22 protein-coding genes are annotated in these 23669 nt (G+C 59.8%); 12 read left to right on the top strand and 10 right to left on the bottom strand.

Features of this window, described 5'->3' with window-relative positions:
• Window positions 1-49 precede the first annotated feature (49 nt).
• Complete coding sequence (locus QMK58_RS07005; protein ID WP_053162056.1) at window positions 50-727, top strand: response regulator transcription factor; 678 nt, start codon at window positions 50-52, stop codon at window positions 725-727.
• Window positions 724-2070, top strand: a complete 1347-nt coding sequence (locus QMK58_RS07010; RefSeq protein ID WP_053162054.1) for an ATP-binding protein — start codon at window positions 724-726, stop codon at window positions 2068-2070. The genes QMK58_RS07005 and QMK58_RS07010 overlap by 4 nt, the downstream gene beginning before the upstream one ends.
• 132 nt (window positions 2071-2202) lie before the next feature.
• Here the strand turns inward: QMK58_RS07010 and QMK58_RS07015 are convergent, their stop codons facing one another.
• On the bottom strand, window positions 2203-3216 hold the full coding sequence (locus QMK58_RS07015; RefSeq protein ID WP_320396068.1) for an AraC family transcriptional regulator: 1014 nt from the start codon (window positions 3214-3216) through the stop codon (window positions 2203-2205).
• A gap of 338 nt (window positions 3217-3554) precedes the next feature.
• Between QMK58_RS07015 and QMK58_RS07020 the strand changes: the two genes are divergently transcribed.
• The gene (locus tag QMK58_RS07020) at window positions 3555-4889 is read left to right on the top strand and encodes a dicarboxylate/amino acid:cation symporter (RefSeq protein ID WP_053162048.1); all 1335 of its coding nucleotides are present in this window, start codon (window positions 3555-3557) and stop codon (window positions 4887-4889) included.
• 144 nt (window positions 4890-5033) lie between these two features.
• Window positions 5034-6215 carry a CaiB/BaiF CoA-transferase family protein gene (locus tag QMK58_RS07025; RefSeq protein WP_320396069.1) on the top strand — a complete coding sequence of 394 codons (1182 nt, stop codon included), beginning with the start codon at window positions 5034-5036 and terminating at the stop codon, window positions 6213-6215.
• 42 nt (window positions 6216-6257) lie between these two features.
• Here the strand turns inward: QMK58_RS07025 and QMK58_RS07030 are convergent, their stop codons facing one another.
• Both QMK58_RS07030 and QMK58_RS07035 read right to left on the bottom strand, forming a co-directional pair.
• On the bottom strand, window positions 6258-6752 hold the full coding sequence (locus QMK58_RS07030; RefSeq protein WP_053162044.1) for a SprT family zinc-dependent metalloprotease: 495 nt from the start codon (window positions 6750-6752) through the stop codon (window positions 6258-6260).
• A gap of 156 nt (window positions 6753-6908) precedes the next feature.
• Window positions 6909-7511 carry a Yip1 family protein gene (locus tag QMK58_RS07035; RefSeq protein ID WP_053162042.1) on the bottom strand — a complete coding sequence of 201 codons (603 nt, stop codon included), beginning with the start codon at window positions 7509-7511 and terminating at the stop codon, window positions 6909-6911.
• A 292-nt stretch (window positions 7512-7803) separates the two neighbouring features.
• Between QMK58_RS07035 and ttcA the strand changes: the two genes are divergently transcribed.
• Window positions 7804-8628, top strand: a complete 825-nt coding sequence (gene ttcA / locus QMK58_RS07040; protein WP_320396070.1) for a tRNA 2-thiocytidine(32) synthetase TtcA — start codon at window positions 7804-7806, stop codon at window positions 8626-8628.
• Between the two features lie 147 nt (window positions 8629-8775).
• On the top strand, window positions 8776-9450 hold the full coding sequence (locus QMK58_RS07045; RefSeq protein WP_053162038.1) for a DNA-3-methyladenine glycosylase I: 675 nt from the start codon (window positions 8776-8778) through the stop codon (window positions 9448-9450).
• Window positions 9451-9538: 88 nt separating this feature from the next.
• Here QMK58_RS07045 and QMK58_RS07050 read toward each other — a convergent pair whose 3' ends face one another.
• From QMK58_RS07050 to arsC, 3 genes are read right to left on the bottom strand one after another with little or no spacing between them, the layout of a single operon-like run.
• Window positions 9539-9964, bottom strand: a complete 426-nt coding sequence (locus QMK58_RS07050; RefSeq protein WP_053162036.1) for a DUF2069 domain-containing protein — start codon at window positions 9962-9964, stop codon at window positions 9539-9541.
• 2 nt (window positions 9965-9966) lie between these two features.
• Window positions 9967-10563, bottom strand: coding sequence for an NAD(P)H:quinone oxidoreductase (gene wrbA, locus QMK58_RS07055; protein ID WP_053162034.1), 597 nt, complete (start codon window positions 10561-10563; stop codon window positions 9967-9969).
• On the bottom strand, window positions 10560-10913 hold the full coding sequence (gene arsC / locus QMK58_RS07060) for an arsenate reductase (glutaredoxin) (protein ID WP_320396071.1): 354 nt from the start codon (window positions 10911-10913) through the stop codon (window positions 10560-10562). The genes wrbA and arsC overlap by 4 nt, the downstream gene beginning before the upstream one ends.
• Before the next feature lie 115 nt (window positions 10914-11028).
• On the opposite strand from arsC, the gene QMK58_RS07065 reads away from it, so the two are divergent.
• Complete coding sequence (locus QMK58_RS07065) at window positions 11029-11496, top strand: TlpA disulfide reductase family protein (RefSeq protein ID WP_053162030.1); 468 nt, start codon at window positions 11029-11031, stop codon at window positions 11494-11496.
• A gap of 124 nt (window positions 11497-11620) precedes the next feature.
• Here the strand turns inward: QMK58_RS07065 and QMK58_RS07070 are convergent, their stop codons facing one another.
• From QMK58_RS07070 to QMK58_RS07085, 4 genes are all read right to left on the bottom strand, one after another.
• On the bottom strand, window positions 11621-12025 hold the full coding sequence (locus QMK58_RS07070; protein WP_320396072.1) for an META domain-containing protein: 405 nt from the start codon (window positions 12023-12025) through the stop codon (window positions 11621-11623).
• Window positions 12025-12459: a hypothetical protein gene (locus QMK58_RS07075; RefSeq protein WP_053162026.1), complete on the bottom strand. Its 435-nt coding sequence runs from the start codon at window positions 12457-12459 to the stop codon at window positions 12025-12027. The genes QMK58_RS07070 and QMK58_RS07075 overlap by 1 nt, the downstream gene beginning before the upstream one ends.
• Window positions 12460-12536: 77 nt before the next feature.
• Window positions 12537-13529, bottom strand: a complete 993-nt coding sequence (locus QMK58_RS07080; protein ID WP_320396073.1) for a 2-hydroxyacid dehydrogenase — start codon at window positions 13527-13529, stop codon at window positions 12537-12539.
• A gap of 156 nt (window positions 13530-13685) precedes the next feature.
• Window positions 13686-16439 carry a response regulator gene (locus tag QMK58_RS07085; protein WP_320396074.1) on the bottom strand — a complete coding sequence of 918 codons (2754 nt, stop codon included), beginning with the start codon at window positions 16437-16439 and terminating at the stop codon, window positions 13686-13688.
• A 216-nt stretch (window positions 16440-16655) separates the two neighbouring features.
• Between QMK58_RS07085 and QMK58_RS07090 the strand changes: the two genes are divergently transcribed.
• From QMK58_RS07090 to relA, 5 genes are all read left to right on the top strand, one after another.
• Window positions 16656-17375, top strand: a complete 720-nt coding sequence (locus QMK58_RS07090; protein WP_053162020.1) for a response regulator transcription factor — start codon at window positions 16656-16658, stop codon at window positions 17373-17375.
• Window positions 17365-18768, top strand: coding sequence for a sensor histidine kinase (locus QMK58_RS07095; RefSeq protein ID WP_053162018.1), 1404 nt, complete (start codon window positions 17365-17367; stop codon window positions 18766-18768). The genes QMK58_RS07090 and QMK58_RS07095 overlap by 11 nt, the downstream gene beginning before the upstream one ends.
• Before the next feature lie 269 nt (window positions 18769-19037).
• On the top strand, window positions 19038-19940 hold the full coding sequence (gene cysM, locus QMK58_RS07100; protein WP_053162014.1) for a cysteine synthase CysM: 903 nt from the start codon (window positions 19038-19040) through the stop codon (window positions 19938-19940).
• On the top strand, window positions 19940-21292 hold the full coding sequence (gene rlmD / locus QMK58_RS07105; RefSeq protein ID WP_053162012.1) for a 23S rRNA (uracil(1939)-C(5))-methyltransferase RlmD: 1353 nt from the start codon (window positions 19940-19942) through the stop codon (window positions 21290-21292). The genes cysM and rlmD overlap by 1 nt, the downstream gene beginning before the upstream one ends.
• Window positions 21293-21413: 121 nt before the next feature.
• A complete protein-coding gene (gene relA, locus QMK58_RS07110; protein ID WP_053162010.1) occupies window positions 21414-23657 on the top strand; it encodes a GTP diphosphokinase in 2244 nt (747 codons plus the stop codon).
• Window positions 23658-23669 lie beyond the last annotated feature (12 nt).

Raw genomic sequence — 23669 nt, forward strand, 5'->3', positions numbered from 1 at the left:
GCTCCCACAGAGGGTTGTCTGGAAATTCTGATTTGCCCGGGAGAGCGTTATGAAGTTGCTGGTCGTCGAAGATGAAGCGCTGTTGCGCCATCACCTGCAAACCCGCCTGACGGAGAGCGGCCACGTGGTCGAGGCTGTGGCCAATGCCGAAGAGGCGCTGTATCAGACGGCGCAGTTCAATTTTGATCTCGCGGTGATCGACCTTGGTCTACCGGGGATGAGCGGGCTCGATCTGATTCGGCAGTTGCGTTCGGGCGGCAAGAGCTTCCCGATCCTGATCCTCACCGCCCGCGGCAACTGGCAGGACAAGGTTGAAGGCCTGGCTGCCGGGGCCGATGACTACGTGGTCAAGCCGTTCCAGTTCGAAGAGCTCGACGCCAGGCTCAATGCTTTGCTACGCCGCTCCAGCGGGTTCACTCAGTCGACCATCATCGCCGGACCGCTGCTGCTTGACCTCAATCGCAAGCAGGCTTCCCTTGATGAGCAACCGCTGGCGCTGACGGCGTATGAATACCGCATCCTCGAATACCTGATGCGCCATCATCAGCAAGTGGTACCCAAAGATCGTTTGATGGAGCAACTTTATCCTGATGACGACGAGCGTGATCCGAACGTGATCGAAGTGCTGGTTGGTCGTCTGCGGCGCAAGCTCGAAGGTCCGGCCGGATTCAAGCCCATCGATACCGTACGTGGCCTCGGCTACCTGTTCAATGAGCGCTGCACTTGATTCGCTCGCTTCGCGTCCGCTTGATGCTCGCCGCGACAATCCTGGCGGTGTTGTTCATGCTGGCGTTGCTGCCGGCAATGCAGGGCGCGTTTAGCCTGGCTTTGCAGGATTCAATCGAGCAGCGCCTGGCGTCGGACGTCACCACGTTGATCTCTGCCGCCCGGGTGGAGAACAATACGTTGCTGATGCCAGCGCAGTTGCCCGACGAGCGCTTCAATCTCACCGACAGCCGATTGCTCGGTTATATCTATGACCGCGAAGGTCATCTGGTCTGGCGATCCAGGGCCACGCAGGAAGAGCACATCAATTACAAACCGCGCTACGACGGACACGGTAACGAGTTCGCGCGGTTCAGCGAAACCAACGGCCAGGAATTTTTTGTATACGACGTCGAGGTCAAACTGCTCGGCGGCAAAAGTGCCGCGTTCAGCATCGTTGCGCTGCAACCGGTGCGCGAATACGAAATCACCCTGGAAGGCCTGCGGGAAAATCTCTACCTGGGTTTCGGCGCGGCATTGCTGGTGTTACTGGCCCTGCTGTGGAGCGGGCTGACCTGGGGTTTGAAAGCGTTGAGCCGCTTGAGTCAGGAGTTGGACCAGATCGAGGGCGGCACTCGTGAAAGCCTCAGCGAGGAACACCCGCGGGAGCTGCTGCGCTTGACCGGCTCCTTGAACCGATTGCTGCACAGCGAGCGCGAGCAGCGCAGCCGATACCGTGATTCTCTCGATGATCTGGCCCACAGCCTGAAAACTCCCCTGGCAGTGCTGCAGGGCGTCAGCGAAGACATGGCGCAACGTCCGGAAAATCGGGACCAGGCCCGGGTGCTGCAAACCCAGATCGAACGCATGAGCCAGCAGATCAGCTATCAACTGCAACGCGCGAGTCTGCGAAAAAGCGGTTTAGTGCGGCATCAGGTGCGTCTGCGCCCGGTGCTGCAAAGCCTGTGTGACACGCTGGACAAGGTTTACCGCGACAAGGATGTGAGAGTCGCCTTTGATCTGCCGGACGAATGTTATGTGCCTATTGAGCAGGGCGCGTTGCTGGAAATGATGGGCAACCTGCTGGAAAACGCTTATCGGCTGTGCCTGCGCGACATCCGGATCAGCGTGCGCGAAATCCCCGGCGGCAGCGAGTTATGCGTTGAAGACGATGGTCCCGGTGTACCTGCGGACCAGCGTGCGCGAATCCTCCAGCGTGGCGAGCGTCTGGATCGTCAACATCCGGGACAGGGCATCGGGCTGGCGGTGGTCAAAGACATCATCGAGAGCTACAGCGCCAAGCTGACACTCGGGGATTCACCCATGGGTGGAGCGGCATTCCGGATTCAATTTCCGCTGGTTTGACCAGAGGTTGATGGTGCTCTGACCGGCTCCTTCGCGGGCAAGCCGGCTCCCTCAAGGTTTGCGACAAACCTGTAGGCGCAGGGCTTGCCCGCGAAGTAGCCGATTTCGCACTCGAACATCCAGTCCTGAAACTCAGCTCTCCTGCGCCCGATAAGCCCCCGGCGTCAGCCCCGTCCACTTCTTGAACGCCCGGTGAAATGCTGAGGGTTCGGAGAACCCCAATTGCTCGGCGATCTGTTGCAACGACAGGTCGGCGCGGCTCAGGTGGTAAATCGCGATGTCCCTGCGCAACTGATCCTTCAGTTCCTGAAAACTCGAACCTTCCTCACGCAAATGCCGGCGCAAAGTCTGCGGGCTGATGTGCAGTTGCGCGGCCACCGCTTCCAGGTCTGGCCAGCGTGAGCTGTCGCGGCTGAGCAAGCGCCCCAATCGGCTGCTCAGGCTGTCGCCGTCATCCGGGCGCGATAAAAGATTGGCGGGTGAACGTTCGAGGAAGTGCTTGAGCGTGCGCTCGTCCTGTAACAACGGCATGTTCAGGTAGCGACTGTGGAACAGCAGGCTGCTTTGAGCGGTGCTGCTCTTTTCTGCGGAAAAAGTCAGCGGGCAGGAAAACAGCAAATCGTACTCGGCACCGTGTTCCGGCCTTGGATAGCTGAACGTGGCGTGCTCCAGGCGAATGCGCTGGCCGATCAGCCAACTGCCGAAGCGATGCCAGATCACCAACAGACTCTCGGTCAGAAAATGATCCGGATCCCAAAGCGACGCGTCGTCCAGTCTGATTCGGACCCATTCGTCCTCCTTGGTCAAGGTCAGGCGCGGAGCCCCAGGGAATAGGCTATAAAACAATAAGCCGCGATTGAGCGCTTTCTCCAGATTGCGGCAGTGAATCACGGCATGGCACATCATCGCGAAGCTGCCCGGTTTGCTCGGGGTCTGTCCAAACCCCAGGTACTCGTCGTCCAGTGCCAGCCAAAGTGCCTGGATCAATTGGGTGAACTGCTCCGGAGCAATGCGTGCGCGAGGCTCGTCGAGCAACTCGCAGCTGATCCCCAATTGCAGCAGCAGGCTGGAATAGTCGTAGCCACGTCGATGTGCCCCGCCGAGGACTGCTCGGGCGAAATGACTGGCGATGGTACGTTCACGCATAGCGGGCAGGTCCGTCCTTTGAGCGACCGATGGTAGCTGCGCCGTACCGCGTAGAACAAGGCGGATTTCCGCCAAGTCGCGGGATGGTTTTGGACGCAAGGGCGGAAATCCGCCATGCACCGGCCGCGGACCAATGGCCAGGAAAATCCGGAGGTCCTTGATGCCTGCAGGCTTGCGGGGGATTCGCGCAAGGTGGCACGGGCCTTGCGATACAACGAGCAGATGTCTGCCGACGTGCAGCTCGAAAAACAAATCCCTCCAGTGCAGGAGGGTTCGCAATTTCGGTGTCGCGGACAACAGATGGATGTTGTCACCGGGCACTCTTGAGGAACTTTGCAATGACGACTCGTCAGCCACTGTACAAATCCCTGTATTTCCAGGTGATCGTTGCAATTGTCATCGGTATCTTGCTCGGTCATTTCTACCCCCAGCTCGGTGTGGCTGTTAAACCGCTGGGTGACGGGTTCATCAAACTGATCAAGATGATCATTGCTCCGATCATCTTCTGCACGGTTGTCAGCGGTATCGCCGGCATGCAGGACATGAAGTCGGTCGGCAAGACCGGCGGCTACGCGTTGCTCTATTTCGAGATCGTCTCGACCATCGCCCTGCTGGTCGGCCTGATCGTCGTCAACATCGTGCAGCCAGGCAGTGGCATGCACATCGACGTGTCGACCCTGGATGCCTCGAAAGTCGCCAGCTATGTCGCGGCGGGTGCTGACCAGAGCGTCGTCGGCTTCCTCCTGAACGTGATTCCGACCACCATCGTCGGCGCCTTCGCCACCGGTGACATCCTGCAAGTGCTGATGTTCTCGGTGATCTTCGGTTTCGCCCTGCATCGCCTCGGTGCCTATGGCAAACCGCTGCTGGACTTCATCGATCGGTTCGCCCACGTGATGTTCAACATCATCAACATGATCATGAAGCTCGCGCCAATCGGTGCCTTTGGTGCCATGGCCTTCACCATCGGTGCCTATGGCGTGGGTTCGCTGGTGCAGCTCGGTCAGTTGATGGCCTGCTTCTACATCACTTGCGTGCTGTTCATTCTGATCGTGCTGGGCTCCATCGCCCGCCTGCACGGCTTCAGCGTGCTGAAGATGATTCGCTACATCCGTGAAGAGCTGCTGATCGTGCTGGGTACTTCCTCTTCGGAGTCGGTGCTGCCACGCATGCTGATCAAGATGGAGCGTTTGGGCGCGCAGAAATCCGTCGTGGGTCTGGTGATCCCGACCGGTTACTCGTTCAACCTCGATGGCACCGCAATCTACCTGACCATGGCCGCGGTCTTCATTGCACAGGCCACCGATACGCACATGGACATCACGCACCAGATCACCCTGCTGGTGGTGCTGCTGCTGTCCTCCAAAGGTGCTGCGGGCGTGACCGGTAGCGGTTTCATCGTTCTGGCTGCTACCCTGTCCGCCGTGGGCCACCTGCCGGTTGCCGGCCTGGCGCTGATCCTCGGCATCGACCGCTTCATGTCTGAAGCCCGTGCCCTGACCAACCTGATCGGCAACGCTGTTGCAACGATCGTTGTGGCCAAGTGGGTCAAGGAGCTGGACACCGACGTGCTGCAAGCCGAGCTGGCTTCTGGCGGTCGCGGCATTGCCGACGAGCCTAAAGACGATGTTCTGGGCCATGTCGAAACGGCAGCCCCGACGAGCGTCAAGTAAGCCTTGTCCTGATGAAAAACCCGCTTCGGCGGGTTTTTTCATGCCCGGCGTTTGAGCGCAACGATCAGCACAACTGACGCATACGGTGATTGCTGCAATGCCATCGGCTGCCTAGTCTGAGCGCATCGTTAAGGGAGAACGCACATGCTCGGTCCGTTGGCATCACTCAAGATTCTGGATTTCTCGACATTGCTGCCGGGTCCGTTCGCTTCACTGTTGCTGGCAGACATGGGCGCTGAAGTGCTGCGCATCGAGTCCCCGACCCGCATGGATTTGCTGCGCGTGCTGCCGCCGCACGATCAGGGGGTATCGGCCAGCCATGCCTATCTCAATCGCAACAAGCGCAGCCTCGCGCTGGACCTCAAGCAGCCTGAAGCGCTGGAGCTGATCACGCAACTGTTGCAGGACCACGACATTGTGCTGGAGCAATTTCGTCCCGGCGTCATGGATCGCCTGGGACTGGGATATGAAGCGCTGAAGGCGATCAATCCAAAACTGATTTATGTGTCGATCACCGGTTATGGCCAGACAGGTCCCTACAAGGATCGCGCCGGGCATGACATCAACTACCTGGCGTTGGCTGGCCTGGCGAGCTATACCGGCCGGGCGGACAGTGGCCCGCTGCCGTTGGGCATGCAGGTGGCAGATGTCGCCGGTGGCTCGCTGCACGGGGTGATCGGCCTGCTGGCGGCGGTAATTGCCCGGCAGCAAACCGGGCAGGGGCAGCACCTGGACGTGAGCATGACCGATTGTGCGTTCAGCCTGAATGCCTTGGCCGGTGCCGGGTATCTGGCGTGTGGCGTAGAGCCTGGACCGCAAGACCAGATGCTCAATGGCGGCAGTTTCTACGACTATTACCGCTCGCGGGATGGGCGCTGGCTGTCGGTGGGCAGTCTGGAACCGCCGTTCATGGAGCAGTTGTGCGCGGCGTTGGGTCTGGAGGAGCTGGCGAACCTTGGGTTATCACCGCAACCGGCGCATCAGAAGCAGCTCAAAGACGCGCTGAAGACCGAATTCGAAAAGCATGACTTTGCCGAGCTGTGCGCGCTGTTCGCGGAACTGGATGCGTGTGTCGAACCGGTGTTGAGCTTGGGCGAAGCGCTGCAGCATCCACAGTTGCAGACGCGGGAATTGGTGACACAAGTGCCCCGGGGGGATGGTTCGAGCCAGGCGCAGATGGCGTGTCCGTTGAAATTTTCAGAGGGGTTGCCTGAGCCCAAGCATGTTGGTGCAGCATTGGGGGCGCATACAGATCAAGTGTTAGGGAAGTTGGGGTTCAGTGTTGAGCGGATAGATGAACTGCGGCGTACCAAGGTGGTTCTTTAGTGCCTGCTGGCGATGAAGCCAGTGCCGTCACCAAAAACCGACTTATTCGACCCGCATCTCTCCACTGAACACCAACGTGCTACGACACCGTCGGCACAAATACCGCCGCCCCTGCCGCACCAGGCCATGACGCTGCGCTGAAAACGGAAAATCACTGTCAGGACACGGGCATTTATAGATATAGCGGGTCACACTGCGGCGCTTCACATCGTAGGTATGGCAGCGGTTGGGCGGCAGTTCGTAAACACCGCGCATGATCAATTGCCACTCCTCGCCATGAGGCTGGATGCGGTCACCGAACAGTTGATGGGCGATCAGGTGCGCGACTTCATGGGCCACGGTCTGCTTGAGGAAGTCGTCGGTGTTTTCCCGGTACAACTGCGGATTGAAGCGCAGCAAGTTCTCGTGCAAATGCGCGACACCGGCTTTTTGCCCGCGCAGCTTGAGACTCACCACGGGGCGCTTGAAAGGGCGTTTGAAAAAGGATTCGGCTTGTTGGAAACAGTCTTCTACGCGGGTATTGAGTTGCTCGGGCATGCTTGATGGATCTCCAGAGCAGTCGAGTATGCCGCAACCTTTTAGCCTTGCGAATCGCCAGGGCACCGAATGGTCGTCAACGCTGTTTTGGCGGGCGAATTAAAAGGCCGCCTTGCGGCGGCCTGTGTGTCGGCAGATCTGATTTTAGGTGAAGCACTAGTTAGTGTAGACCGGCCCCACGCCGAGTCCCCAGACAATAACGGTGAATGCCATGATGGCGACCAACACCACCAGGCCTACGGCAAGTACCGAACTTGAAAACAGAAAGCCCTCGTCGGATGGAATGTTCATAAAAGTCGGTAGCCCTACATACAACAGGTAAACCGTGTAGCAAATAGCCGCAGTCCCGACGATCATCCCCAGCCACAAGTGCGGATACAGAGCGGCGAGGCCACCGATGAACAACGGTGTTGCGGTATAGGTCGCAAATGCAACACAGCGTGCGAGACTCGGGTTGGCGTCATAGGTGCGGGCCATCCAGTGGATGAAGGCGCCCATTACGGCCACGCCGCCGAGCATCGCCAGATAAGACATGACAGTCATCCAGATCGCGCTTTCAACCGTCAGCATGACCGGAGGTCGATTACCGATAACCCAGCCGACCTGTGTAGTGCCGATAAAGGCCGACACGGCGGGAATCGCCGCCAGGATCAGGGTATGGGTCAGGTACATGTGGCTGATGCTTTCCTCCTGATCGCCACGGATTTCTTTCCATTCTTGGTCAGGGTGGGTGAAGAGCCCCACAACGTGATGGATCATGCCAGTCACTCCTCTTGTTTTTACCGTCGCCCCCCAGTGGAGCGCCTACGGGCCAAATAGGCCAAGTAAGGTGTAGGTCTTGATATGTGTGCGACCTTATGTCGCAGTATAGAAAGGAGTTTCCCTGTAGGGAGTAGGGGCTTTAGAGCAAATTGCGCTGTAAACATCGCTGTTAATCGCTGTAGGGTCTGTTTGATAGGGTGTCGTTGCAGAGGGAGCCGGGAACGCTTCGCCCCTGCGGTGTTTTTGCGTAAAATGCCGGCCTTTCGTCACACCTTACGGATTTCGCGTCATGGGCACTCTCACGGTCAACCAGAACAAACTGCAAAAGCGCCTTCGCCGTCAGGCCGGTGAGGCCGTTGCCGATTTCAACATGATTGAAGACGGCGACAAGGTCATGGTCTGCCTGTCCGGTGGCAAGGACAGCTACACCATGCTCGATGTGCTGATGCACTTGCAGAAGGTCGCGCCGATCAAGTTCGAGATCGTGGCCGTGAACATGGATCAGAAACAGCCGGGCTTCCCCGAGCACGTCTTGCCGGCTTACCTGAAAGAGTTGGGTATCGAATACCACATCGTCGAGAAAGACACTTACTCGGTGGTCAAGGAGCTGATTCCGGAAGGCAAGACCACCTGCTCGCTGTGTTCGCGCTTGCGTCGCGGCACGCTCTACACGTTTGCCGACGAAATCGGCGCGACCAAAATGGCCCTCGGTCATCATCGCGACGATATCGTCGAAACGTTCTTCCTGAACATGTTCTTCAACGGTTCGCTCAAGGCCATGCCGCCGAAACTGCGTGCCGATGACGGACGCAACGTGGTGATCCGCCCGCTGGCCTACTGCAACGAGAAAGACATCCAGGCCTACTCGGACCTCAAGCAATTCCCGATCATCCCGTGCAACCTCTGCGGCTCCCAGGAAAACCTGCAACGTCAGGTGGTCAAGGACATGCTGCTGGACTGGGAGCGCAAGACCCCGGGCCGCACCGAGAGCATTTTTCGCAGCCTGCAGAATGTGATCCCGTCGCAACTGGCGGACCGCAACCTGTTTGATTTCACCAGCCTCAAGATCGACGAGTCCGCGGCATCGCGCTTCGTCAACGTGGTCAATCTCTAACCGCAATCATTGTGGGAGCCAGCCTGCTGGCGATTGCAGTGTGTCAGACCCATGAAGGTTGATTGATACACCGCCATCGCCAGCAAGCTGGCTCCCACAGGTTTTGTCACAAGTTGCCAGTTCATTTTTCAAACCTCAGGAGAGGGCATGCGCGATTACAAGTGGCTGAATGAGTACTGCCTGAACCGCTTCGGTTCGGCGGCGGAACTGGAAGCCCATCTGCCCGTTCCCAAGACCCCGGCACAATTGCGCAAGATCAGCGATGACCGCTACCTCTCGACCATGGCGTTGCGCGTGTTCCGCGCTGGGCTCAAGCACAGCCTGGTGGACGCGAAATGGCCGGCCTTTGAAGAAGTGTTCTTCAAGTTCGACCCGGAAAAAGTCGTGCTGATGAGTGCCGAGCATCTTGAGCGACTGATGCAGGACGCACGCATCATCCGCCACTTGGGCAAACTCAAGAGCGTGCCGCGCAATGCGCAGTTCGTGCTGGACGTGGCCCATGAGAAGGGCAGCTTCGGCGCGATGATCGCCGATTGGCCGGTGACCGATATCGTCGGACTCTGGACCTTCCTGAAAAAACGCGGCCATCAGTTGGGCGGTTTGTCGGCGCCCCGCTTCTTGCGCATGGTCGGCAAGGACACCTTTGTACCGAGCTACGACGTGGTGGCGGCGCTGAATGCGCAGGACGTCATCGACAAGGTGCCGACCAGCTTGCGCGACCTGGCGTTGGTGCAGGATGTGTTCAATCAGTGGCATGAAGAAAGCGGCGGGCGGGCGATGAGCCAGATATCGATGATGCTGGCGTATACCGTCAATCATTGAGACCGAGTCGCCCCCTTCGCTGGCAAGCCAGCTCCTACAGGTTCACCGCAAACCCTGTACGAGCCGGCTTGCCGGCGAAGGCGTCAGGTCAGGCGACGGAGGGGGTGCCCTCGCCAGCCAGCTTGCGGTTCAACTGATACCGCCAGCGCACGTACAGCAGCGCCGAGCAGAACACTGCCAGGCTCGCGCCCATCTCCAGCAAACCGAAGATCTGCCGGTTCGGGTCATAGGCGGCCAATGCGCCCTTGATGAAGTACAGGTTCACCACAAAGCACATCCACGAGTGCCCGCGAGGACTGCCGACGATCATTCCCGGCGCCAACAGTAGCAACGGCACGAGTTCGATCAGCAGAATCACCCAGGGACGCGCACCATGCAGATCGGCGACCGCCAGGTAATACACGCACAACAGTCCCACCAGACCGAAAAAGCACAGCAGACTGATGACGCGCATGGCTCGCACACGGGGTTCGAGCCATTCGATGGCGGGCAAAATCTTCGGCTTCCTGGCCACCGTCAGCCCTCCAGTTTCTGTGCAGTCTTCGCCAAGCGCATGCCCAGCGCACGGCACAGCGCCACTTCATGGGTATCCAGAGCGCTTTTGCCGTCGGCTCCGGCGTGGTGGCTGGCGCCGTAAGGCGTGCCGCCGCCCTGGGTTTCCAGCAGGGCCGATTCGCTGTAGGGCAAACCGGTGATCAGCATGCCGTGGTGCAGCAGCGGCAGCATCATCGACAGCAGAGTCGTTTCCTGACCACCGTGCAGGCTCGCCGTGGAGGTGAACACTCCGGCCGGTTTACCCACCAGCGCGCCGGTCAGCCACAGGTTGCTGGTGCCGTCGAGGAAATACTTGAGCGGCGCCGCCATGTTGCCGAAGCGGGTCGGGCTGCCAAGCGCCAGGCCGGCGCAATTCTTCAGGTCGTCGAGGCTGGCGTACAGCGCGCCTTCCTCCGGAATCTGCGGGGACACGGCTTCGCATTCGGTGGAGATCGCCGGTACGGTGCGCAAGCGCGCTTCAAGGCCTGCCTGCTCGACGCCGCGAGCAATCTGCCGGGCCATTTCATTGGTCGAACCGCTACGGCTGTAATACAGAACCAGAATGTAGGGCGCACTCATGGCAACAGTTCCAGGATCTGCTCCGGAGGGCGGCCGACGACAGCTTTATCACCGACTTCGAGAATCGGTCGCTCCATCAGTTTTGGGTGGGCGGCGATGGCGGCGATCAATTGCGCTTCGCTCAGGCTGCTGTCGGCCAGGTTTAGGGTTTTGTACTCGTCTTCGCCGGTACGCAGCAATTGCCGGGCACCGATCCCGAGTTTGCCCAGCAGGTTCTGGATTTGCGCGGCGTCCAGCGGGGTTTCCAGATATCGGACCACGGTCGGCGTCAGGCCACGGGCTTCAAGCAGTTCGAGCGCACCGCGGGATTTCGAGCAGCGCGGATTGTGATAAAGCGTCAGATCGGTCATGAGCGGGTCGCATCTTGCGTAAGGTGACGGCTATTCTAACTGTGCAGCGCGCAATCCAGAACCGTGAGAGGCGATGGGTCGCAGGCGCATTTCAATTTTTGACAAGGAACACGACATGACAAGGCGACTGGCAGCGGCATTGGCGATCATCGGGGCGTTGATGCTGGGGGGCTGCGGTAATGACTATGGCATCGACCAGAATGGTCAGAAAATCGTCGCCGATCGCCTGGATGGAAAATGGCTGGTGCTCAACTATTGGGCGGAATGGTGCGGGCCTTGCCGTACCGAGATTCCAGAACTGAATGCCTTGGCTGAGCAGCTCAAGGACAAGAAGATTGGCGTGTTCGGGGTCAACTTTGACAACGTACAGGGTGAAGAGCTGAGAAGTGCCAGCGAGAAGCTGGGGATCAAGTTCACCGTGCTGGCGCAGGACCCTTCGGAATTGTTCGAGCTGCCGCGCAGTGAAGCGTTGCCGGTGACTTACATCATCGACAGCAAGGGCAAGGTGCGTGAGCAGTTGATGGGTGAGCAGACAGCGGCGGGGGTGGCGGCGAAGCTTGAGGCGTTGCAGGCGAAGAATTGATCAGAGAGACCTTGTAGGAGCCCGCTTGCTGGCGATAGCGCCAGATCGGTCAACATTGATGTCGCCTGAAACAATGCTATCGCCGGCAAGCCGGCTCCTACAGGTTTCGATGGTTGCGAAGGGATCAACCCTCTTCGAGCCACCAACGCAACGGCTGGCCTTCGGCGGGCCAGAAGCGCATCTGGTCGATCGGCGAAACATCCCAGCGCTGCACGTTTTCCAGCGCCTGAAGGAAGCGTTTTTCCTGCTCCATCAACGCTGGCGCACAGAGCTTGCGGGTGCTGCCGATTTTGCCGAAGCTCAGCTTGTGGCCTTCTAGGGTGTAGGGTGCGAACCAGTGGTTGCAGCCGCCGTTGCCGTAGGCGCGACCGTCTTCACCGAGGGTGATGGTCAGGTGGCTGTAATCCATCAGTGGCCGCTCGCCGATCCATTCCAGAATGTAGCTGCGGTTTTGTTGCAATGGCACCGGATCGGCGGCGCAGCCCATCAGGCTGGCACCGACCATTCCGGTCAGAGCAAGGCGTTTCATCACGCAGGCTCCTGGCATTTCGGGCACAGGTGCTTCTCGCCAACAGTGGTCCAGCCCAACTCGGCAATGCGCGTGGTGGCGGCCGGTTTTTCGGCCTTGTTGCCTAGTTTGGCGTCCACCGCGAACTCGAAGCTCAGTTCTTTGGCGCAGCTGTCACAGTTCACCTGCCAGGTGTGGATTGCCAGTTCGCCGAATACCGGCCCACTGGCGACCGCGACCCATTGGCCCGGCGGATTGATCAGATGGCGAACCGTTTCGACCGTCAGGCGCATGGACAAGTCCCTGGCGCCTTTGAGCGTCACGACCAGCACGTCATTGTTGCGAATCGAACCACCGTTGCCGGTGACTTGATAGCGCCCCGGCACCAGGGCGCGGCATTCGGTGAGGGTGTGTTGCGGGTTCATCAGGCTGTAGCGGAAATCGTGTTCGACCATGGGTCCTCCAAATATGCGCGATATGCTAGCACGGGCTTGCACGCGACATATTGCAGGCGGCTGACCTTCGATCCGTTTCAGTCGCCCTCGACCTGATTTTGTGCCTTGCCCGCTGCCCAGGCGGCGATGTTCTGCAGGGTGGTGGTGGCAATCGCGTCCAGGGCTTCGCGGGTCAGGAAGGCCTGGTGCGCGGTGATGATCACGTTAGGAAAGGTCAGCAGACGCGCGAGCACGTCGTCCTGCAAGGGGAGGTCGGAACGGTCCTCGAAGAAGATTTGCGCTTCCTCCTCATACACATCCAGCCCCAGATAACCCAGGCGACCGTCCTTCAAGGCGTCGATCAGCGCCGGCGTGTCCACCAGGCCGCCACGTCCGGTATTGATCAACATGGCGCCGGGCTGCATGTGCGCCAGCGACTCGCGATTGATCAGGTGTTTGCTCTGTTCGTTGAGCGGGCAGTGCAGGCTGATGATCTGCGCCTGCGCCAGCAGCTGCGGCAAGCTCAGGTAACGTGCACCAAGGGCTTCGACCTGAGGATTGGGGTAGGGGTCGTAGGCTAACAGTTGGCAGCCGAACCCGTTCATGATTTTTGCGAAGGTCGCACCGATCTGCCCGGTGCCGACCACGCCGACGGTCTTGCCCACCAGATCGAAACCGGTCAATCCCTGAAGCCTGAAATCCCCCTCGCGGGTGCGGTTGTAGGCACGGTGCAGGCGTCGGTTGAGGGCCAGGATCAGCGCCACCGCATGTTCGGCGACGGCATGGGGCGAATAGGCTGGGACGCGTACGATGGCCAATCCCAAGCGTTTTGCGGCAGGCAGGTCGACGTGGTTGAAGCCGGCCGAGCGCAAGGCGATCAGGCGAGTGCCACCTGCGGCCAGGCATTCGAGCACCGGTGCGCTGAGATCGTCATTGATGAAGGCGCAGACTACCTCGTAACCTCGGGCCAGCGCTGCGGTATCGAGGCTCAGCCGTGCCGTCTGGAAATGCAGTTCGATGCTGCCCGCAGGTTCGGCACCGAGAAAGCTGTCGCGGTCGTAGGTCTGGCTGCTGAATAGAATCGTACGCATGATTTCCCCTGTGTCCTGTTCCAGCAGGAGCCGGCATGTCGGCGATGAGAACCTCAAGCGTTACGTTATTCCTGAGGCCGATTTCGCTGGCAAGCCAGCTCCTGCAGAGTTTGCGGTGAGCTTATGCTGATGTTGGAGCAACGCCGTTGCCTTGCATCAAGCATTCATGCGCGCCTGGGCTGCCAGACGATTGATCGCCCGGTCGAGTTCATCGAGCGCCGCGCGGGCTTTTGGATCTTGCTGCTTGAGCAGGGTTTCGCTGCGCTGGCAGGCGGCGCGCAGTTGCGGAACGCCGCAATAACGAGTCGCGCCATGCAGGCGATGAACCCGCTCGATCAGGGCATTGTGGTCATTACTTTGCTGGGCCAGACGAATGGCTTCGCGGTCGGCCTCAAGGGAGGCGAGCAGCATTGCCAGCATATCCGCTGCCAGGTCAGCCTTGCCGGCCGCCAGGCGCAATCCTTCTTCATGGTCGAGCACCAACAGGTCATGGCCGCCCGCGGGGCCATCGCTGGAACGCTCAGGACCATGGTTGCGCAGCGCCAGGCCGCTCCACTTCAGGACGACCTGTGCCAGTTGTCGTTCGCTGATGGGTTTGGTCAGGTAGTCGTCCATGCCGCTTTGCAGCAATGCGCGTTTTTCGTTGGCCATGGCGTGTGCGGTGAGCGCGACGATGGGCAGCGGCGTGCAATGCCGTTCACTTTCCCATTGTCGGATCGCCTCGGTGCTCTGGCGACCATCCATGCCGGGCATTTGCACGTCCATCAGCACCAGATCGAACGTCTCGTTCTGCACTGCTTTGATGGCGGCGTAACCGCTATCGACGGCCAGCACCTTGGCGCCCATGTCTTCGAGCAGGGTCTGCACCAGCAGCAGGTTGGCCGGGTTGTCGTCGACACACAAAACTTTCGGTGCGCGGCTGGACAACGGTTCGCCCGGACCGCTGCGCACGGGGCGCGGGTTGACCAGGTCGGACAACGAACGCCGCAGTTTGCGCGTGCAGGCCGGTTTGGCCTGGAGTTGGCTATGGGGGTTGGGCACCGAGAGATGAAACAGCGTTTGTTCCGTGGTAGGACACAGTACCAGCACCTTGCAGCCCAGGTGCTCGAGATCCCAGATGTGCTGATTGAGTCGTTCCGGAGGCATGTTGTTGCTGGTGATCCCCAGCACGGCCAGATCGATGGCCTGATCGGTTTGATGAGCGCTGGTGACGCCGTTGGTCAGGCTTTCCAGGGTATTGAACAGGGTGACCGAGAGGCCGCAATCTTCCAGTTGATGTTGCAACGCCTGGCGCGCCAGTTCGTGGTTCTCCAGCACCGCCACCCGGCGCCCGAACAACGGCGCCGAGGGTAAGTCTTCAGCGTCGTCCCGGGTTTTTGGCAAACTCAGGCTGATCCAGAATTCAGAGCCTTCGCCCGGTGTGCTCTCGACGCCGATCTCGCCGCCCATTTGCTCGATCAGGCGCTTTGAGATCACCAGCCCCAGCCCGGTACCGCCGGGTTGTCGCGACAGCGAGTTGTCCGCCTGACTGAACGCCTGGAACAAGGCGCGCACATCCTGGTTCGACAGCCCGATGCCGGTGTCCTGAATACTGATGCGCAGTTGTACGCTGTCTTCGCGATCCTCTTCGAGCATGGCGCGGGCGACGATGGTGCCTTCGCGGGTGAACTTGATCGCATTGCTCACCAGATTAGTGAGAATTTGCTTGAGACGCAGCGGATCGCCCACCAAAGACAGCGGCGTGTCGCGATAGACCAGGCTCACCAGTTCCAGCTGTTTGGCGTGGGCGGCGGGGGCCAGAATCGTCAAGGTGTCTTGCAGCAGGTCACGCAGGTTGAACGGAATATGGTCGAGCACCAGTTTACCGGCCTCGATTTTCGAGAAGTCGAGAATTTCGTTGATGATCCCCAGCAGGCTGTCGGCGGATTTTTCGATGGTGCCCAGGTAATCGAGTTGGCGCGGGGTCAGCTCGCTTTTTTGCAAAAGATGAGTGAAACCAAGAATGCCATTGAGTGGGGTGCGGATTTCATGGCTCATGTTGGCCAGGAATTCGGACTTGATTCGGCTCGCTTCCAGAGCTTCCTTGCGCGCCAGGTCCAGTTCGATGTTCTGGATTTCAATGGTTTCAAGGTTCTGGCGCACGTCTTCGGTGGCCTGGTCGATGCTGTGCTGCAATTCTTCCTGGGCATTTTGCAGGGTGCTGGCCATGCGGTTGATACCGGACGCCAGTTCATCGAGTTCCTGGCTGCCAAGCGGTGGCAAGCGGGTTTCCAGGTGTCCGTCCTTGAGCTGGGTCACGGCTTGCGTGATCTGGCTCAGCGGTCGATTGATGCTGCGGCCCATGCGTAAGGCCAACAGCGCCGCGCCCAGCAACCCCACTGCGATCATCATCAGGCTGGCGAACAGGCTGCGATAGCCGCGCAACAGCATGCCATTGTGGGACAGCTCCAGTTCGACCCAGCCCAGTAAACGCCCGGACTCCTCGGGAACCACTTCTGCGGCCAGGTTGCGATGTTTGCCGAACACAGGCAGCAGGTAGCGGGTTGCATCACTGCCGCTGCGATGGAGCATTTGGGTTCCGTTACCCAATGGCGATTGATTGAGCATGCTCGGGCCGGCGTGGGCGAGCGGGGTTCGGTCGGGAGCGAGGAGGGTGACGGCGCGTACGTCGACCTGTTCCAGAGCTTGCGTGGCGATGCGCTCCAGCAACTCGTTGTCCTGGTGGCCCAGGGCCGGGGCCACCAATGGGGCGAGTTGCTCGGTGATCATCTCGCCGCGTTGCATGAGTTGGGTCTGCAGGTCGGACTGTTGCATCCAGGTGAAGTAACCGCCCAGCACCAACGCCATCAGGCTGGTCGGCAACAGGGTCAGCAACAACACACGGCCTTTAATCCCCAGTTTCTTGAGCACGCCTCTCTCCTGCATCCAGCTATTCATTGACCTGCACTTGCGTGCGGCAAACACCACGTGCGCAGTGTAGCGATTTGCATGCAGGCAATCCTCGTAAAATTGTCCACCGTCGTTCGTCGGTCTGTGTACTGGATATCCGAAAGGGGCCAACCTTGGGTTGCCCCTGGCGAAGCAATCTTGAATAATCGCTCAACTGAGAATTATTTGCAGATAGTCATGACTCCCATCGCTGCCAGCCTTCCCCGAATCCTTTCTATCGAAGACGACCTGGTGCTCGGTGCTTATGTTCATGAGCATCTTGACCGCAGCGGCTTCCAGGTCACCTGGTGTCAGAACGGTCAGGAAGGCCTGACGATGGCCCGCGAGCAACCGTTCGATGTGGTGTTGATGGACATCCTGTTGCCCGGCATGGACGGCCTGGCGGTACTGACTCAACTGCGCCAGAGCCATTCCACCCCGGTATTGCTGATGTCGGCCCTGGGGGCGGAGGCGGATCGCATCAGCGGCTTTCGACTCGGTGCCGACGATTACCTGCCCAAGCCATTCAGCATGGCGGAATTGCGGGTGCGCATCGAAGCCATTCTGCGGCGAGTGGCCCTTGATCGTCGACCGGCTCCGGTAAACGTTGTGCCAGCGTTGGACAGTCTGCGTTTCGATGATGCGTGTTTCGATGTCATTTATGGCGAGCGGCCTGCCGGCCTGACTCGCAGCGAGTATCGGCTGCTGGATACGCTGTATCGCAGCGTCGACGAAGTCCTGAGCAAAGCCTTCCTTTATCAGCACGTATTGCAGCGCGGTTATGCGGCCCATGACCGCAGCCTGGACATGCACATCAGTCAAATCCGTCGCAAACTCAAGGCCATCGGTTACACCGAGCGCGAGGTGCGTACGGTCTGGGGCAAGGGCTACATCCTGAGTGCCAGCGATGAAATGTAACTTGCCGGGCCGGCATTCGCTGTTCTGGAAGCTGGCCTGTTTGCTGGTGGCGTTCTGTCTGTTGATGATCTGGCTGAGTTGGTCATGGGGCCGTTACATGGAGCAGCGAAATCAGTTCCTCTCCGATGTGGCCCGAGGCACGTTGACCGCTTATGCCGCCGAAGCCGAACAGGCGTGGCAGCAGCGCCAGAGTGACGGGGTCGATGACTGGCTGCACGGCATGTCTGAGCGGGAAAAAGGCTGGGTCGGCGTCATTGGCGGTGATTTGCAGTCTTTGAGTAACCAGCCGCTGACGGATAAGGATATTGAACACCTGACCTTTCTGCGTGGCCTCGATTGGCCGATCCATAAGAAAGGCCGGCCATGGATGCGAGTGCCGTTTCCCGGCGACGCCTCTGCCGGCAGTCTGGTCATCGAGCTGCCCCAGCGCTTTGTGCCCGGTCACTATCGGGTTTTCTGGCGAGTGATCACCAACGGCGTGATTCCGGGCCTGTTTACCTTGTTGTTATGCGTCGGTCTGTATCGTCTGCTGGTGGTGCCGCTCAACAGCCTGCGTGCACAGGCCAACGCCTGGCGTGCCGATCAGCTCAATGTGCGGTTGTCGACCCGGACCACCAATCGATCGGATGAGCTCGGTGAGCTGGGCAGGGCGTTCGATCACATGTCCGAGCGCCTGCAAACCACCGTGGCATTGCAGCAGCAGCTTTTGCGCGACTTGTCCCATGAGTTGCGCACGCCTTTGAGTCGTCTGCGGGTGGCCAGTGAAAGCGAGCAAGGCCTGGAGCAATTGCGCGAACGTATCGGCCGCGAAGTCGATGGCATGCAACGGCTGGTGGAAGACACACTGCAACTGGCCTGGCTCGACACGGAGCGCACCCGATTGCCCGACGAAGCGATCCAGATCCAGGCCCTGTGGGAAATGCTCACCGAAAACGCCTGCTATGAAAGTGGCTGGCCGGCCTCCCGTTTCCAGTGTTCAGTGGATTCCTCCTGCTGGGTTCGCGGTCACCTCAACACCTTGGCCCAGGCGTTGGAAAACATCCTGCGCAACGCTATTCGTCATTCCCCCGATGGTGGCGTTGTCCAGCTGGGCGGGCAGCGTGATGGAAAATTCTGGCACCTGTGGCTGGAAGATCAGGGCGGCGGCGTGGCTGAAGCCGATCTGGAGCGGATCTTTTTACCGTTTACCCGACTTGATGGCTCGCGGCCAGGGGATGGTGGGTTTGGCCTGGGCTTGAGCATCGCTGCAAATGCAGTGCGACGTCAGGGTGGGAGCTTGTGGGCGCAGAACACCGGGACCGGGTTGCGTCTGAATATTCGTGTTTTGGCTTATCAGCTTTCAGCGTCTGATTCAGTTGCGCCAGAGTTTCAGTCCCAAAGGATCCCGGTTTAGGGCGGTGTCTCAACGCTTTGGGTAGTTGCATGCCGTCGCTGTTGGCAAGTTGGTGTTGCTCGCCATTTTATGTAGGAAAGTTCGGAATAATCTTTAACTAGTTGTTCGTGGGTTATGCATTTTCAGATGGTGCGCTCTATGAGGCCACTCGATTCACCGTGAACCCGCCCTTATTCCCATAAGCCATAAGCACCGCACTTTGCGTGATATGGCCTTGCGAGGTTTGCCGGTATGATAGGCGCCCCCGCAGTCTGGATTGCGAATACGCCATGACCTTGCAGTACCCAACCATCGCCGATTGCGTCGGCAACACTCCGCTGGTCCGTTTACAGCGCCTGCCCGGCGCCACCAGCAATACCCTTTTGCTCAAGCTCGAAGGGAACAACCCGGCGGGTTCGGTCAAGGACCGTCCGGCGCTGTCGATGATCACCCGCGCCGAATTGCGCGGGCAGATCCATGCCGGCGATACGCTGATCGAAGCGACCTCGGGTAATACCGGGATTGCGTTGGCCATGGCCGCCGCGATCAAGGGTTACAAGATGATCCTGATCATGCCCGACAACTCCAGCGCTGAACGCAAGGCTGCCATGACTGCTTATGGCGCCGAACTGATTCTGGTCAGCCAGGAAGAAGGCATGGAAGGCGCCCGCGACCTCGCTCAACGAATGGAAGCGGAAGGCCGCGGCAAGGTGCTGGATCAGTTCGCCAACGGCGACAACCCGGAGGCGCACTACACCACCACCGGCCCGGAAATCTGGCGCCAGACCGAAGGTTCCATCACTCATTTCGTCAGTTCCATGGGCACCACCGGCACCATCATGGGCGTTTCGCGCTACTTGAAAGAGCAGAACGACAACGTGCAGATCATCGGCCTGCAACCCATGGAAGGCTCGGCGATTCCGGGCATCCGTCGCTGGCCCCACGAATACCTGCCGAAGATCTACCAGGCTGATCGCGTGGACCGGATCGTCGACATGGCGCAAAGCGAAGCCGAAGACGTGACCCGTCGACTCGCTCGCGAAGAAGGTATTTTCTGTGGTGTGTCCTCGGGCGGTGCCGTGGCAGCGATGTTGCGTCTGTCCAAAGAAGTCGAAAACGCGGTGATCGTGGCGATCATCTGCGACCGTGGCGACCGTTACTTGTCGACCGGCATTTTCGACGCGCCCAACTGATGGCCAAGCATGAGAGAGGCCTGCGCTTCCAGCCCACCGGCGGCAGCAAGACCCCGCAAGTCCCGACCGGAAAAAAGCAGCGCCTGACCATTGAGCGTTTGGCCAACGACGGTCGCGGGATCGCGTTTTTCGAAGGCCGTACCTGGTTCGTCATCGGCGCATTGGCCGGTGAAGAGATCGAGGCGCGTGTGCTTGGCGCCCACGGTAAAGTGGTCGAGGCGCGCACCGAGCGGGTTTTCACGGCCAGCCAATTGCGCCGCCCGGCGCCATGCGCCCACGCCGGTCGCTGCGGCGGTTGCAGTGTTCAGCATCTACCTCATAACGAACAACTCGCCCTGAAACAGCGCATGCTTGCCGAGCAATTGTCCAAGGTCGCGGGTGTCGAGCCTGACGAGTGGGCGCCGCCATTGAGCGGCCCTGAATTCGCGTACCGTCGTCGCGCCCGAGTCGCCGTGCGCTGGGACATTAAAGCGAAGAAACTCGAGGTCGGTTTCCGCGCAGCCGGTAGCCAGGACATTGTGGGCATCAATGAATGCCCGGTGCTGGTACAGCCCTTGCAGCCGATCATGGCCCGTTTGCCGGAGATGCTTCGGCGCTTGAGTAAACCTCAGGCGCTCGGGCACGTGGAATTGTTCAGCGGTTCATCGTTGGCGGTACTGCTGCGGCACATGGCGCCGTTGTCCGAGGCGGATCTGACGATCCTCAAGGAATTCTGCGCGTTCCATAAAGCCCAATTGTGGCTGCATGGCGACGGCGAGCCGCAACCGGTCGAGGCCGGTCAGTCGCTGGGCTATCGTCTGGAGCAATGGGATCTCGAACTGGCTTACCGCCCGGGGGATTTCATCCAGGTCAACGCCGGGGTCAACGAAGCGATGGTCGCCCAGGCGCTGGACTGGTTGAAGCCAACGGTGGATGAACGCGTTCTCGATCTGTTTTGTGGTTTGGGCAACTTTGCCTTGCCGCTGGCCAAGGCTGCGCGAGAAGTGGTGGCGGTGGAAGGCGTGCAAGTGATGGTTGATCGCGCAGCGGCGAACGCGGCTAGCAATAATCTGCATAACGCGACCTTTTTTCAGGCCGATTTATCCCAGCCTTTGACCGCCACCGAATGGGCGCGTGAAGGCTTTTGTGCGGTACTCTTGGACCCACCGCGTGACGGTGCTTTGGAGGTCGTGCGCAAGCTCAGGACGTTGGGTGCCGAACGGTTGGTGTATGTGTCGTGCAACCCGGCAACTCTGGCGCGTGACACGGTTGAATTGATCAAGCAGGGCTACCGGTTAAAACGTGCCGGGATTCTCGATATGTTTCCTCAGACGGCACATGTCGAGGCCATGGCGTTATTTGAAGCGAGCTAGGATGCTCGTCTGGTCCGACTGGCCCGCCCGTGCAGCCGCGCACCAGCCCGACGTGGGCGCACGGGCAACGAAGGTCAGCGATTTGACGCATTGAATCTGCGTCGTAGGGAAGGTAAGCAAGATGGTACAGGTGAGAGCACACCAGCCGATCAACACCGACGGCAGTATCAATCTCGAGGCTTGGCTCGATCACGCGGTAAGTGTCGATCTGGCACTGGATCGCGAAGCCTTGAAAGAAGCCTGCGAGTACGCTCGCGAGGCTGAGCAGCAAGCCAATGCGGCACAAAATCTGTGGTCGGAAGGCAACTCGACTTTCCGCACCGGGCTTGAGATCGCCGAGATTCTCGCCGACCTCAAGCTTGATCAGGATTCGCTGGTCGCCGCGATCCTGTATCGCGGCGTGCGCGAAAATCAGATCCCGCTGCCGGCCGTCAGCCAGCGCTTTGGTCCCGTGGTCGCCAAACTCATCGACGGCGTGCAACGCATGGCGGCGATCAGTGACAGCCTGAGCCCACGCAAGTCCATGGTGATGGGCACGCAGGGCCAGGTGGAAAACCTGCGCAAGATGCTGGTGGCGATGGTCGACGACGTGCGCGTCGCTTTGATCAAACTGGCCGAACGCACGTGCGCGATCCGTGCGGTGAAAACCGCCGACGACGAAAAGCGCAATCGCGTGGCCCGTGAAGTCTTCGACATCTACGCGCCACTGGCCCATCGTTTGGGGATCGGTCATATCAAGTGGGAACTGGAGGACTTGTCCTTCCGTTACCTTGAGCCTGACCAGTACAAACAGATCGCCAAGCTGCTCCATGAGCGGCGACTGGACCGCGAGCGCTTCATCAGCGAGGTGATGAGCCAGCTGAAGAACGAATTGCAGGCCACCGGTGTCGATGCCGACATCAGTGGCCGGGCCAAACACATCTATTCGATCTGGCGCAAAATGCAGCGCAAGGGTCTGGAGTTCAGCCAGATCTACGACGTGCGCGCCGTTCGCGTGCTGGTGCCGGAAATGCGCGATTGCTACACCGCGCTCGGTATCGTCCACACCTTGTGGCGGCACATCCCGAAAGAGTTTGACGACTACATCGCCAACCCCAAGGAAAACGGCTACCGCTCGCTGCACACCGCAGTCATCGGGCCTGAGGGCAAGGTGCTGGAAGTGCAGATCCGCACCCACGCGATGCACGAAGAAGCCGAGCTGGGGGTTTGTGCTCACTGGAAGTACAAAGGCACCGACGTCAAATCCGGGTCCAATCACTACGAGGAGAAAATCTCCTGGTTGCGTCAGGTGCTCGAGTGGCATGAAGAGCTGGGCGACATCGGTGGCCTGGCGGAACAGCTGCGGGTTGATATCGAACCCGACCGGGTCTACATCTTCACCCCGGACGGTCACGCCATCGACTTGCCCAAGGGCGCGACGCCGCTGGACTTTGCTTACCGCGTGCACACCGAAATCGGCCACAACTGCCGTGGCGCCAAGATCAACGGGCGCATCGTGCCGCTCAACTACAGCCTGCAAACCGGTGAGCAGGTCGAGATCATCACCAGCAAGCACGGCACGCCAAGCCGCGACTGGCTGAACCCGAACCTGGGCTACGTCACCACGTCGCGGGCGCGGGCGAAAATCGTCCACTGGTTCAAGCTGCAGGCGCGCGACCAGAACGTCGCGGCCGGTAAGACCCTGCTTGAGCGCGAACTCAATCGCCTCGGTCTGCCGGCGGTGGATTTCGACAAGCTGGCCGACAAGGCCAACATGAAAACCGCCGACGACCTTTTCGCGGCCCTCGGTGCCGGTGATTTGCGCCTGGCGCAACTGGTCAACCTGGCACAACAACTGGTTGAGCCGGAACGCGGCAATGAACAGCTGGAGCTGATTCCGCGCAAAGCCACCGGGTACAAACCGGGCAAGCGCGGCGACATCCAGATCCAGGGTGTGGGCAACCTGATGACGCAAATGGCCGGTTGCTGCCAGCCACTGCCGGGCGATGCCATCGTCGGTTACATTACCCAGGGCCGAGGCGTGAGTATTCACCGCCAGGACTGTGCCTCGGTGTTGCAACTGGGCGGGCGTGAGCCAGAGCGAATCATCCAGGTCAGCTGGGGCCCGGTGCCGGTGCTCACCTACCCGGTGGACATCGTCATTCGCGCCTACGACCGTTCCGGTTTGCTGCGTGACGTCTCGCAGGTGCTGCTCAACGAGCGGATCAACGTGCTGGCGGTCAACACCCGCTCGAACAAGGAGGACAACACTGCGCTGATGTCCCTGACGATCGAGATTCCGGGGCTGGACGCGTTGGGGCGGTTGCTGGGGCGGATTTCCCAGTTGCCGAACATCATCGAAACCCGGCGTAACCGCACACCTTGAGAGGCGCGCTTT

It is taken from the genome of Pseudomonas sp. P8_241 (assembly GCF_034008315.1).
Taxonomy (GTDB): Bacteria; Pseudomonadota; Gammaproteobacteria; order Pseudomonadales; family Pseudomonadaceae; genus Aquipseudomonas.

What these genes read in the sequence shown, in the direction of transcription:
- QMK58_RS07005 (WP_053162056.1), top strand. Translation starts at nt 50, where the DNA reads ATGAAGTTGCTGGTCGTCGAAGATGAAGCGCTGTTGCGCCATCACCTG.
- QMK58_RS07020 (WP_053162048.1), top strand. Translation starts at nt 3,555, where the DNA reads ATGACGACTCGTCAGCCACTGTACAAATCCCTGTATTTCCAGGTGATC.
- QMK58_RS07030 (WP_053162044.1), bottom strand. Translation starts at nt 6,752, where the DNA reads ATGCCCGAGCAACTCAATACCCGCGTAGAAGACTGTTTCCAACAAGCC.
- QMK58_RS07035 (WP_053162042.1), bottom strand. Translation starts at nt 7,511, where the DNA reads ATGATCCATCACGTTGTGGGGCTCTTCACCCACCCTGACCAAGAATGG.
- cysM (WP_053162014.1), top strand. Translation starts at nt 19,038, where the DNA reads ATGACCTTGCAGTACCCAACCATCGCCGATTGCGTCGGCAACACTCCG.
- QMK58_RS07095 (WP_053162018.1), top strand. Translation starts at nt 17,365, where the DNA reads ATGAAATGTAACTTGCCGGGCCGGCATTCGCTGTTCTGGAAGCTGGCC.
- relA (WP_053162010.1), top strand. Translation starts at nt 21,414, where the DNA reads ATGGTACAGGTGAGAGCACACCAGCCGATCAACACCGACGGCAGTATC.
- QMK58_RS07070 (WP_320396072.1), bottom strand. Translation starts at nt 12,025, where the DNA reads ATGAAACGCCTTGCTCTGACCGGAATGGTCGGTGCCAGCCTGATGGGC.
- arsC (WP_320396071.1), bottom strand. Translation starts at nt 10,913, where the DNA reads ATGACCGATCTGACGCTTTATCACAATCCGCGCTGCTCGAAATCCCGC.
- wrbA (WP_053162034.1), bottom strand. Translation starts at nt 10,563, where the DNA reads ATGAGTGCGCCCTACATTCTGGTTCTGTATTACAGCCGTAGCGGTTCG.
- QMK58_RS07065 (WP_053162030.1), top strand. Translation starts at nt 11,029, where the DNA reads ATGACAAGGCGACTGGCAGCGGCATTGGCGATCATCGGGGCGTTGATG.
- rlmD (WP_053162012.1), top strand. Translation starts at nt 19,940, where the DNA reads ATGGCCAAGCATGAGAGAGGCCTGCGCTTCCAGCCCACCGGCGGCAGC.
- ttcA (WP_320396070.1), top strand. Translation starts at nt 7,804, where the DNA reads ATGGGCACTCTCACGGTCAACCAGAACAAACTGCAAAAGCGCCTTCGC.
- QMK58_RS07015 (WP_320396068.1), bottom strand. Translation starts at nt 3,216, where the DNA reads ATGCGTGAACGTACCATCGCCAGTCATTTCGCCCGAGCAGTCCTCGGC.
- QMK58_RS07025 (WP_320396069.1), top strand. Translation starts at nt 5,034, where the DNA reads ATGCTCGGTCCGTTGGCATCACTCAAGATTCTGGATTTCTCGACATTG.
- QMK58_RS07090 (WP_053162020.1), top strand. Translation starts at nt 16,656, where the DNA reads ATGACTCCCATCGCTGCCAGCCTTCCCCGAATCCTTTCTATCGAAGAC.
- QMK58_RS07075 (WP_053162026.1), bottom strand. Translation starts at nt 12,459, where the DNA reads ATGGTCGAACACGATTTCCGCTACAGCCTGATGAACCCGCAACACACC.
- QMK58_RS07080 (WP_320396073.1), bottom strand. Translation starts at nt 13,529, where the DNA reads ATGCGTACGATTCTATTCAGCAGCCAGACCTACGACCGCGACAGCTTT.
- QMK58_RS07045 (WP_053162038.1), top strand. Translation starts at nt 8,776, where the DNA reads ATGCGCGATTACAAGTGGCTGAATGAGTACTGCCTGAACCGCTTCGGT.